This is a genomic window from Serratia sp. NPDC087055, from assembly GCF_044900985.1.
Classification (GTDB): Bacteria; Pseudomonadota; Gammaproteobacteria; order Enterobacterales; family Enterobacteriaceae; genus Serratia.
Genome location: NZ_JBJDOG010000013.1, coordinates 1 through 11,916 on the forward strand (window position 1 = coordinate 1; position 11,916 = coordinate 11,916).

General features: G+C 45.9%; 7 protein-coding genes. All 7 read left to right on the plus strand.

The genetic code is table 11. The features are described from left to right. The coding region (locus ACI2J2_RS24445) for a Wzy polymerase domain-containing protein (RefSeq protein ID WP_404761044.1) at positions 1-929 on the plus strand (929 nt) is incomplete at its 5' end. Further along, positions 926-1,522: a response regulator transcription factor gene (locus tag ACI2J2_RS24450; protein ID WP_404761045.1), complete on the plus strand. Its 597-nt coding sequence runs from the start codon at positions 926-928 to the stop codon at positions 1,520-1,522. The genes ACI2J2_RS24445 and ACI2J2_RS24450, both read left to right, overlap by 4 nt. Continuing rightward, the gene (locus ACI2J2_RS24455; RefSeq protein WP_404761046.1) at positions 1,519-1,932 is read left to right on the plus strand and encodes a hypothetical protein; all 414 of its coding nucleotides are present in this window, start codon (positions 1,519-1,521) and stop codon (positions 1,930-1,932) included. The genes ACI2J2_RS24450 and ACI2J2_RS24455 overlap by 4 nt, the downstream gene beginning before the upstream one ends. Then, complete coding sequence (locus tag ACI2J2_RS24460; RefSeq protein WP_404761047.1) at positions 1,929-3,593, plus strand: FKBP-type peptidyl-prolyl cis-trans isomerase N-terminal domain-containing protein; 1,665 nt, start codon at positions 1,929-1,931, stop codon at positions 3,591-3,593. Before ACI2J2_RS24455 ends, ACI2J2_RS24460 begins: the two co-directional genes overlap by 4 nt. Positions 3,594-3,926: 333 nt before the next feature. After that, positions 3,927-6,089, plus strand: a complete 2,163-nt coding sequence (locus ACI2J2_RS24465) for an inverse autotransporter beta domain-containing protein (protein ID WP_404761048.1) — start codon at positions 3,927-3,929, stop codon at positions 6,087-6,089. Between the two features lie 301 nt (positions 6,090-6,390). Then, a complete protein-coding gene (locus tag ACI2J2_RS24470; protein WP_404761049.1) occupies positions 6,391-10,362 on the plus strand; it encodes an FN3 associated domain-containing protein in 3,972 nt (1,323 codons plus the stop codon). Between the two features lie 185 nt (positions 10,363-10,547). Then, positions 10,548-11,636, plus strand: a complete 1,089-nt coding sequence (locus tag ACI2J2_RS24475; RefSeq protein WP_404761050.1) for an alpha/beta fold hydrolase — start codon at positions 10,548-10,550, stop codon at positions 11,634-11,636. The last annotated feature ends 280 nt before the right edge of the window (positions 11,637-11,916 follow it).

Sequence of the window (11,916 nt, forward strand, 5' to 3'; positions counted from 1 at the left end):
CCATCAGCCATGAACAGAGCAATCAGGCCCGCTGGACCATGCTGCGGGATACGTTGTCCATGATAGCAGACAAACCGTTGCTGGGATGGGGATATAGGAGCTTCGAATTCGCTTTTCAGCACTATCGTATCAACCAGGCGTCCCCGACGATCGTCACGGAAATTGCACGCCATCCCCATAACGAGATATTGCTCTGGATCGTCGAAGGCGGCGTGGTTGCCCTCATCGGATGGGCATTTATTCTGTACGGTGTATTTCGCGTAGTATGTCGGGCATGTCATCATGACCGAGAGGCGTTTGCGACCGGGTCCCCCCTGGCAGGATTGCCGACAGCGCTGTGCATCGCTCTCGTTCCCATCGCTATCCATACTCAGCTGGAATACCCGTTCTACCAGTCTGCACTGCATTATTTTGTCTTTCTCCTGCTGTTCGCCATGGCCGACCGTCTCAGTCATGCTACTGACACATGTCCAGCAAGAACATCACACATCGCCCCTCTCATCGCCACGCTTCTGTCGAGCATGGCGCTGGCCGCCATCGTAGCAACCGGGTTTGCCCTGAAGAGCAAGCGGGCTATTACCCAAACAGAAGCCTATGCCATGGAAGATATTACGCCACTAAAGACCCTGCCGGCCTTGTCCCGATGGCTGTTCCAGGAGCGTATCGTTTTCGACGAACAGGTCAATGCCCTGCTTACCTACAACCGTACCCACGATGAACGGTTACTGGAGCAATACTGTCAATGGGCACAGGAATACCTTAACCGGCACATCGACAAGAACGTCTATGCCTCCCTGATATCGATATTGCGTCACCAGGGACAGTTTTCCGCGGCAGAACACTACCGGTACGACGCCGCTCGCTTTTTCCCTCGCGAGGAGACGTTCATGAACGTCTCCTCGTCGCAGAATGTTAAGGAGGAAAAATGAAGCCCCATATCGACATTATGATCCTCGATGAGGACCGCTATTTTGCGCTGGGTCTGGAAAAATTATTACAAGAACATTTCATGCATAAGGGGTGGTCGGTGACATTTTTGCCTGCGAAATTGTACCCCATGGCCAACCTGATTATACAGGCGGAGAAAGTGCCCCCCCCCTTGCAGTTTTGTCACTTCCGAAAGCCTGACAAACAGCACAGCATTATTACCATTCAGCAAACACCTCGCCTGCGACGGCGGCTCCCTGCCTGCATGAGTGAACACGGGGTCATTCGGCGCAGTGACAGTACGGAGGTGGTATTACATCTGATTGAGCAAATGTTTGGGGGGATTACAACGGTATCGTCTCACCTGTGCCCCCATTGCTCGCAGACACTCACCCCCCGGGAATGGGAGGTGTTGTACACCATTCGACTGGGTATGCTGCCCCGCCAGGTTGCGGGGTGCCTGAACCTGAGTGTTAAGACCGTCAGCGCCCATAAGCGCGCCGCCATGCGCAAACTGGGATTTCAGCGTAACAACGAATTATATCAGTGGCTGCGACAAGGTGGCCTTGACGTTAAAAAGAGAGAACTTCTGTGAACAAATTTAAATTGAAAAATTGTATCGTATTGCTATTGCTATTCACCGCAGGTATGCCGTTGCTGAGCGGCTGCGAGGGGAATAAGCGCCCTGCGACCATCGCACAACCCCAGCTTGCCAGTGAAGAGGAGAAAACACTGGCACAAAAAGAAACCGAGCGGATAGCTCGGTGTCAGAAAGAACTCGAGGCATTGAAAGCCATCAATCCTGAGCAACACAGCGCACTTCGTCAGGAATTCGACCGACTGATGAGCGGTGCAGCCTCCTATGCCAACGTGCGTACCCGGGTCAACAGTGAAACACAAGACACTGTGGATGCACTCTACCGTTACAAGATAAATCGCCTGTGCGCCGACATTACCCTTGCAACCCTCACTGGCCTGGCCGAGCGCGGAGAGCGCCTGAAATGAGCCGCAAAGACGGGGGCAATTTGCCTCATATTCGCCGATTGGCGGTCTTGTTACCGTTGCTGTGTCTGGCAAGCCCTGTATATGCCAACAGCGATAGTGTTCCAGCACTGCTGCAATTTGCCGAACACTATCGCAACCAACAACCCGCGACAAAAGAGACACCGCCGGCAGGTAAAACGTCAAAACCGTCACAGCCGGACGCAGGGGCTAAACACGAGCGTCCTGAGCCCACTCTGCGCCAGGCACTGAAACAACGTGACCTGACGCTGGCCAAACAGCAAGACCTCTTGCGTGAACAAGAAGACGCGTTGACCGCATTGCGTCAACGGCTGAAGGAGGCTGAAGCCAAACTATTATCGCAATCATCTTCCTCGACTGCATCAACACCTCCAGGATCCACTTACGTTCCGATAGACTTTGCGCCACTTCAGCAATTGCTCATCGGACTGCGGAAGGCGGTAAGCGAGCCCCCGGATGCCAAACGAACAAAGACACTGATTGCACAGGCTCGGCGACAAGTTGATCAAGAGCGAGCCACCCTGACTGATATCCAGGCAAGGAAAACGCAGTTGCAGGCAGAGCTGGTCGACCTGAAAAGCCAATTGCAAACCCGCAGACAAGATATCAGCCGTGAACAACACGCCCAACAAGACTTACAACGTCGACTGGATGATGCACAAGCCAAATTAGATGAAAAAACAAAATCTCTGACGGCACTGCAATTGTCCGAGAAGAGACTGAGTGAAACCAAAGAGGCTCAGAATAACATTCTGGCTGCTCTGAACATGCAACGCGATACTCTGGAAACAACGCGCAAGACACAAATGGCCAGAATTGAACAGATAGAACGTGAACGCACCAGCCTGCTCACAGACAAACAAACTCTGCAGAAAAAATATGACAACCTGCAGCAGAAACACCATACCGCCGAAGCCAGACATGCCGAGCAGGCTCAAACGTTAGCGCGATTAGAGACAGAGAATGGTTCGCTACGCACCCGGGGAAAATGGCTGGTTAAACCCGAAAACCTGACGAGTCCCGAAACGCGTCAGGCTTATGCCGCAGGCAGTACGCTGGGGCAGGATATCATTACCCTGCTCGACGAACGTAAAGCCTGGGGTGTCAACGCGGACCGCCAAACGGTCCTGACCGGCATCATTGACGCGTTTTCAGGGCAATACCAGTTGGCCCCTGACCTCTTACGCGCTGCCCTGGCGGAGTCCGAAGATTTCGTCAACACTGCACGCGCGACGGCAAGCCTGAAACAGCAAAAAAGGGATGAGGCATTCATTGCAAACTTCAAAAAACAAAAAGGGGTAAAACAGTCTCCCTCCGGCTTCTGGTACCGGATGGATTATGTCGGCGATAACCCGATTGCTAAAGAGGCAGTGGTCAGCATCGTCGTCAAAGAGTCGATGACGGATGGCACCGTCATTCAGGACATGGATTTGAGTGGTAATATGCTCTCACAACCCGTCAGCGCATATCCGCCCCTGTTCCGCGAGGCGATTGGCCAACTGCGTAATCACGGTACCCTCACCATGGTCGTCCCCCCATCACTTGCTTACGGCGAGGCAGGATACCCGCCCAACGTGCCGCCAAACGCCACCATGGTCTATACGTTGAGGATTGAAAACACAGAACCTGCATCGGGTAAATAACATTTTTGAATACAATCAAACCGAGGAAAGAAGGATGGGAGACATCGTCATTATTTTAGTCTTGCTATTAATCATCTGTGGCTCATTTTATTTGCACTATAAAAAAGTCAGAAAAAAAGGATTTCAACGCAAAAATCATCGAAAGAGACACATGTAGCTAATATTCACCATAACTTAATGAGTAGGTAAAACAAAAAACAATTATGCCTACAGGAACTAGCAACCACCTGACGGGACAGACAATAATAATGTGGAGATAGTTGCTGAGACATCGCACAAACGCTTTTTAATAGACAAAACGTATACCGCATAAAAAGTCTCGGAGACTTACACATGAAAACAATTGTCACTATCATTATTTATTGTCTGTTAGTTATTCAAACCACACTCCTGTCATCTCTCGCATTGGCAAGTGAGCCCCCCAAAAAAAATGACAACAATACACTGCCTGTTACATTGGAAATGGCCCACTCCGCATCCACATGGGGAGCAGTAACACAGCAAGGCGCATTACCCGCATTCGCCATAAATCGGGCTTCAGGCATCGCCGGTAATAATATTGAAGACTGGCTGCAACAATTTGGTACCGCCCGCATTCAACTCAGCATAGATAACCGAGGCAGTTGGGCAAACAGTTCTGCCGACTGGTTGCTCCCTCTGTATGATTCTCCTCAAAGCATGCTATTTTCCCAACTGGGCTTTCGGTCTCCCCACGGACGTAAAACCACCAACATCGGTTTCGGGGTACGTACCTTTCATAGTGATTGGATGTACGGCGCCAACGTCTTTTTTGACCATGACCACTCCGGCAAGAATCGCCGTATTGGCATTGGCGCCGAAGCCTGGCGGGATCACCTGAAACTCAGTGGCAACACCTATTTCGGTACTACTGACTGGCATTCATCCCGTGATGTCGAGAATTATGACGAACGCCCTGCGGATGGTTGGGATATCCGCACAGAAACCTATCTCCCCACATATCCACAACTGGGCGGCAAACTGGTGTATGAAAAGTATCGGGGTAACGAGGTCGCCCTGACGAACAGAAATAAACGCCAGCGCAATCCTTCATCAGTGATCACAGGGCTGAGTTATACCCCGGTCCCCCTCATTACCGCCAGTGTGGATCATCGAGCTGTGAGTGGGGGTCAGGACGAAACGCTATTTTCCCTTCAGTACCGTTACCAGTTTGCGAAGGCATGGCGTGATCAGATATCACCCCATGCCTTGCAGACAGCCCGAACGCTGATGGGGAGCCGGTCTGATCTGGTTGAACGAAATAATGCCATTGTGCTCGACTACCGGAAACAAGCGTGGATCACGCTGGCGTTGCCAGCCAGCGCTCAAGGCATCGCTGAAGACAATCTCACCCTCCATGCAGATATTTCTTCGGCATACGCAGTTGATCGTACCGAATGGGAAACCTCATCGTTGCTCGCTGCTGGCGGAAAACTCCTTCAGCACTCTGCACGTGATCTACAAATCGTACTGCCGCCCTGGCAACCAGAAAGCAGTAATCAATACCTTATCCGCGCAGTGGCTTATGATACACAGGGAAGTACGTCAAACACGGCGACGACCGTTATTACTGCTCTGAAGCCTGCAGAAACACCCGCTGTGAGTGGCAACCTCACCGTGGTGAAAAATAACGCGCCGGCTGATGGCCACAGCACCAATGAAGTGCTAGCGCGCATGCGTGATGAACACGGCAACCCATTGCCAGGACAAAAGGTCATCTTCACCGCAACCAACGGCGCGACAATCAATATCATCAACGACATGACCGATGCCCAAGGGCTGGCCAGAGCGACCCTCACCAACACCCTTGCAGGTGACAGCACAGTGACCGCAACATTCGCTCATGACCTTCACCAATCGGTAAAAACCACCTTTATCCCTGACCTGAAACAGGCGAAAATCAACCTGACAACCACAAAAGACAACGCGATTAAAGACGGTATCGATGAGAACGAGGTCGAAGCAACAGTACTTGATGCCAACGGGTTGCCAATAAGTGACGTCCCGGTAGCCTTTGAAACACAAACGCCACATAGTCAAATAACCCTTCCTAATGTCACAACAGACCACAATGGAAAAGCAAAAAGCACCGTCGTATCTCAAACCGCACGGGCAAACGTTGTTGTGGCTTCCCTGAACGATAGTAATAAAGACACCACCCCGGTGAATTTTATTCTGCTGAACAAAACATATTCGTTGGTCTCAAATAATGCTAAAGCCAATGGGATAGATGAAAATAAATTCACCATTACCCTGACACGGCCAGACACGGGTGCCCCTGTGGCAGGACAAGCCGTTGCATTCAGCACAACAGATCCTATGACATTATCGGTAACAGAGGGTGTAACGGACTCATCAGGCACAACCAGTGTCAGTATGACCAGCACAACACCCAGTCATTCGGACGATTTTACCCTGATAGTGGATGCGAAGGCGTGCTGCACCCTGACTCATGGAGGTATAAATTTTAGAGATTAAGAAAAAAAGGAAATATATGAATACTAAAAAATAAAAATCATGCCGGATAATGCCCTCCTGGCTCCAGGATTTCAGGAGTCAACATCGAGAAGGAGCAAATTAATACATAATGCTTGGTGGGTTGAGGTTGACGTCTCGACCCACAATCAATAAAAGAACCCTCTATCTCTCAGGAGCACATATAATTTAAAACAATACTATATTTAATTGATAATCAACAAGTGTAGCAGCCAAAGAGTTTATCGTGCGTTAGCAGGTAACTCACTCATGAAAGTTAAAATTTTTCTTATATAGGTGATTTATGTCACAAAATCAGCAATACCTCGATAGCAATAAAGAAACACAAATACAGGAAATGTCAGTCACAGCAAGCGATAATGCACGTCTGAAGTCAGATGGCACAATGAGACTGAAAGACAGCTATTTGCAGCTGGGAGGTCGGACTGATGGACAAAACAAACATGCAATACGATTTGAAAATGTGGTGGTTCCTTCAAATTCGGAAATAGTCAATGCTTACATTGAATTTTATGCATATAGCACAAGTCCTATGTGTAATGTTGACATTTTTGCTGAACTTGGGGATCCACTGCCTTATACCACTGTTGCAAATGACATGACTGATCGAACATATGGTATCCAGAAGGTGTATTGGGTAACTGATAGCCTCGTTACAAACTACAGCCAAATAATCACTCCTAACTTAAAAAATTTGATAGATGAAAATCGCCTAACAGGCTGGGAACCAGGAGAAAGTCTGGCATTCATTTTTATGGGATTGAGTCTGAATGGTGGTACAAACATAAGAGCATTTGATGGTGGCATTGCATACCGACCTAAATTAAGGATTGAATATATTGATAACGGAAACGGCCCGGTAATTAACGAAACCATTTCTGAAAAAGTAGCCATAGCAATTACAACTGGCAACGATGATGCTAGCGAGAGTGATTCTGGAAAAATATCATTTGGCGATACATCATTACGTTTGGGTGGACAAAGTGAAAGCTTAAAAACATACGCATTTAGATTTCAATCCGTGAATTTACCTGATAGCGCAGAAGTTAAAAACGCCTACATTGAGTTCTATACGCATAGTACCAGCCCGTCAGCAAACATGTCTATACAGGCAGAGTTAGGAAACTCCATTGGGTATATCAATGAAATTAATAGCATCACCAACAGACACTATTCTAAAACCCATGTGAATTGGGTGACTGATAGCTGCATATTAAATACAATGAAGATCTGCACGCCAAATTTAAAAAACATAATAGACGAAAGTAGAATTGAAGGATTTAAAGCCAGTCAGGATGTTGGGTTTTTAATTAAAGGTTTATCATTGAATGGCGGGGCTCGTATTAGTACTTATGAAAGCAACGTTTTATATCGACCAAGATTGATTATTGAATATGAGGATAACGGGAAAGGACCGTTCATTGAGATGAGCTTAGAAGGTAAATCAGCCTCTCTAGTTATGGATAAAAATGATGATGGGCGCCAAAATAACAGTGGTTCAATGGCCCTTTCTGCTGCATACCTCCAACTGGGTGGGCGAAATGATGCACAACTTCATGCTGTCCGCTTTCAGCAGGTTGACATCCCCGCAAGCGCAGAGATTAGTGATGCGTACATTGAGTTCTACGCATATGGCAAAAGCCCTGCAGCAGAAATCGATATTCGTGTTGAACTTGGTACATCGTTAACATACAGTACCGTTGCGAACAATATCAGCTCACGCACCTATACCTCAAATAAAGTAAAATGGGAAACAACAGAAATCACTACTGATCATTATCTACTTCGAACACCAAGTTTAAAAAACATTATAGATGAAAGTAGGTTAAGAGGATGGAAATCAGAAAGCGCCCTTTCATTTTTATTCACGGGCCTAAGCCATAACAATGGAACCAGCGTAAGATCATATGAAGGCGGTGAATTATATCGCCCTCGGTTGATTGTCACGTATCTAAACAATGGCGAAGGACCATCAGTTGAAAGCGCCGAAACTGATTTAGAAAAAATATCTGAACTATATATAAATGAGATATCCTCGCAAGGTTCACTATCACAAAAAGAGGATTGGATTGAATTATATAACAACAATGAGAGCGACATTGTTATTGGCGGAGGTGTTTTCATATCAAACAAAAATGACAACAAAAAACTTCACGAATTAAAAAATATATTCGTGCCAGCTAAAGGAACAATAACACTAATCGCAGATAAAAAAAATAAGGAAGGTAACAACCACTTATCCTTCGATCTCAAGAATAGTGGTGGCACAATTTACTTGTCAAAAATTGACGGTGATAGCATTGCTTCCCTTGACGAAGTCACTTATCCAGAAATCCCTTATAAATATAGTTATGGTCGTCTCCCAAATGGTGTGGGAGAGTTCATGTTATTTATTTCACCATCTTATGATACCGATAATGTTTTCGGGCAACACAATATCAACGTTGTATTGAGTCACCAGAGGGGCGTATATCCTTCTAATTTTGACTTAACGATAGAGGTACCTGATAGCGTTATTGTTAAATATACGCTAGATTGCACCACCCCATCAGATAAAACAGGCGAAATATATACATCACCGATTACAATAAGTAAAACTTCCGTTGTAAAAATATATGCCTATAATGAAACTGGAAACTCCGGATTACTTACACATACATTTGTTCTGAAAAATAATTATGATAATGAAAAAGCCGGTAGTGGAATGTGGACATGTAAATCTACAATTAATGCTGATGAATACGCTGAAGCAATCGGAGATATCCCTGTCGTATCCATTTCAACTGCATCAGAACCTAGTAGCTCATGGCGTCTCGGTGAATTTGAGTACCTGGATAACCATATCTATTCCGACAGAGCTAACTTTCATAGCACAACAACAACGAGAAAGTTTGGTCAGGAAAGTATTGGACACTTAAACTCTGGGATTAAATTCAAGTTTAACAAGGACGCTCTGGTTAAAAAGGCAAACTATCCTTTCTTTGATCCCTACCCCGGTGATCTTTACCCTACAGTGAATAAAATACAGACGATAGAACTGAAAGAGGGACAAGACGGCCCGTCACGAAATGTCTTCGGTCTCGGTTTTATGCGGTACAGCGAAAAAATTGTCATGAATTTACAAAAAGAAATGGGTAAATTTGCACTTGATACTCGACATGTCCATCTGATTGTCAATGGAAAATATCGCGGGGTTAAAACCATGCGAAATGATTACAAGCCAAACAATATCGAGGAAGTATTTGGTGATGATGCCGATAATTATACGAAAGTTGATTTACAGGATGCTCGCTTTACACATGGTACGGTCGCAGCAGGGGATGGTGATCCTGTACTATGGAAACAAATTCAGACTCTCGCCGGTAAAAAGGATCTGCAAAACCTAAAGGAATATGTTGATATTGATGACTTGATTAAGTTTCAAATAATCTTCATGTTTATTGACACCGAAAATGAAGCAACTGCAATTTTTCATAATGATGCACCTAACTATATGAAAACCAGGTTTATGATTAACGATACAGATGGATCATTCTTTGGTGGCGTCTCGCTTTCAAATGGCAATACCACAATGCAGGCCCTAAGACTTGCCGGAGGAGGAGGAACCTATAAATACAAATGGAACTCTAGCACCAGCAAAAATGGCCCTGCTGGAATATTTGGTAATTTCATGGGGGTCGCAGGAAACCCCAATGCCGGAAACCTCGAGTTCAAGACCATGGTAAAAGACCTAGTCTTGGCGTTACTGGGCCCTGCAACCGGAGATTTCCAGGGCGGATCCAACTCACCACTGTCGGTTACAAATGTAACAACGAAAATGGTAAATACGATAAAGGCATTGGAGAAAGTGTATAAACTCGACGCTGCATTCCAATCCTTCGGAAATCGCAAGGACGTGTACAACTTATGGCTCAACGTAGAGCATCCTAGAATACTTAAACAAGTTCCCGAAAGAGTCAGTTTCTCTATCAAGAAATGGTTGGAATACAATATGGCACACACACTACCACCTGTAGACATATCAATACATGACAACACGCTAACGATTGATAATCCTGCGGATGGAACCGATGTTTATTATACATTGGATGGCTCAGACCCAATGGGCAACGACGGGATTATTGCCGGCACACTATATAGTGATGCAGTTACTCTAAATCTTCGCAATGGTAGCTATCGGGTGGTTGCTCGTGCATTTGAAAACAATAACTGGGGACCCAAAAGTGAAGATAAAATCACCATTACATCAATTTAAGCATTACAATGACATAGTCTAACCATGCTCAGATAAACCAAGAAGAACGGTAGCATACACACTGTCGCTACCGTTCTTCCTAATTTTTATCAACCTTATTGATTTTATTCAAAGTGGATGCATAAATGTTAAAACGAATTTTTACTTACGCTCACTACATCTTTCTTATAATAATTTTAACGCCGATGGCAAAGGGATTCGCTCAACAAGACATCCATGCTGGAAACGTTGTTGATAAAAAGATATTAAAACCTGCCTACGGTCTGCAAGAGGCCGCCGAGCAATATCTGATCCAGTACAGTTCAATCAGTGGCCTCGACAGCAAAACATTGCGACAAGATACTGCTGCGGTCTTTATACCAAAGGGAAATGTACCTAAAAATGGATGGCCTGTTGTTATATGGGCTCATGGCACTATAGGTGTCGGAAAAAATTGCGCCCCTTCGCTCAATGCCAGGACAGCCCGTGATAGTCAGTACCTCAATACCTGGCTTTCTTTGGGGTTCGCTGTCGTGGCCCCGGACTATGCGGGTTTAGGCTCTGAGGGGCTCCATCATTATATGAATGCTAAAGCCGCGGCCTATAGCGTATTAGACAGTGCCCGAGCTGCCTTACGCGATTTCCCGCTACAAAATGCCTTCGTGTTCGTAGGCCAATCTCAGGGAGCCCATGCTGCCTTCGCCAGTGCAGGATATCAGAAAACCTACGCCCCTGAATTGAATATCCTTGCAACTATCCTGACAGGAACACCTTACTTTAATGTCATGACATCCACTCAAACAGTTTTCGGCCAACCCCCCAGAGATGGTGCAGATCCAAAGATACCTTATGCATTCTACATCTATCTTGCCGCCGCAGACCTTGATACCACATTGAAAGCAGAAACATTCTTCCAAAAAAATGCTCTCCCCGTTCTGCGTCAAGCGAGAAATTTGTGTATAAGCCAACTCTCTGAGTTAACGAAAAATCAAAAGTTAAATATGGCGAATAGTCTGAATCCAGCCATTAAAAATTTACTCAATCTACAGATAGATAGTATGCAATACCCTACATTGTATATCGAACATCCTGTGTTCATTGGCATTGGTAATAACGATGTCAACGTACCAACGGCAATGCAGAAGAAATTTTCCGCGGATGTCAGAAAAACAGGAACACTTGTTGAAATACATGAATACCCAGGACTTGATCACAGTGGAACTGTCAATCCTTCATTGAGAGACTCGCTACCATTTATCATGAGAGTGATGAGTGCCAGTAAGATAAGTCACTGAGGTATTGTATCTTCTTGGAATGAATCGACAAGGATAATCTAGACACTGCCGGGCCTTTGTTCGTGTGACCTCACCCCGGTAGATGATCTTCGCCTACTGAAGTTGCTCTTTCTAAATAATTAACTAGTAACACGGCATCACGATGCACACTTACGTGTAATCAGCTCGAAACCCAAACGAATATATGACCTGCTCCCCGTTGATTAATACAACGCGATGTTAGTAATGTCTTCATAAGCCACATGAGGACACCCCCATGAAGAAGCGTTTTTCCGACGAA

Coding starts and splice junctions, on each gene's coding strand:
- ACI2J2_RS24460 (WP_404761047.1), top strand. CDS start 1,929: ATGAGCCGCAAAGACGGGGGCAATTTGCCTCATATTCGCCGATTGGCG.
- ACI2J2_RS24465 (WP_404761048.1), top strand. CDS start 3,927: ATGAAAACAATTGTCACTATCATTATTTATTGTCTGTTAGTTATTCAA.
- ACI2J2_RS24470 (WP_404761049.1), top strand. CDS start 6,391: ATGTCACAAAATCAGCAATACCTCGATAGCAATAAAGAAACACAAATA.
- ACI2J2_RS24475 (WP_404761050.1), top strand. CDS start 10,548: ATGGCAAAGGGATTCGCTCAACAAGACATCCATGCTGGAAACGTTGTT.
- ACI2J2_RS24450 (WP_404761045.1), top strand. CDS start 926: ATGAAGCCCCATATCGACATTATGATCCTCGATGAGGACCGCTATTTT.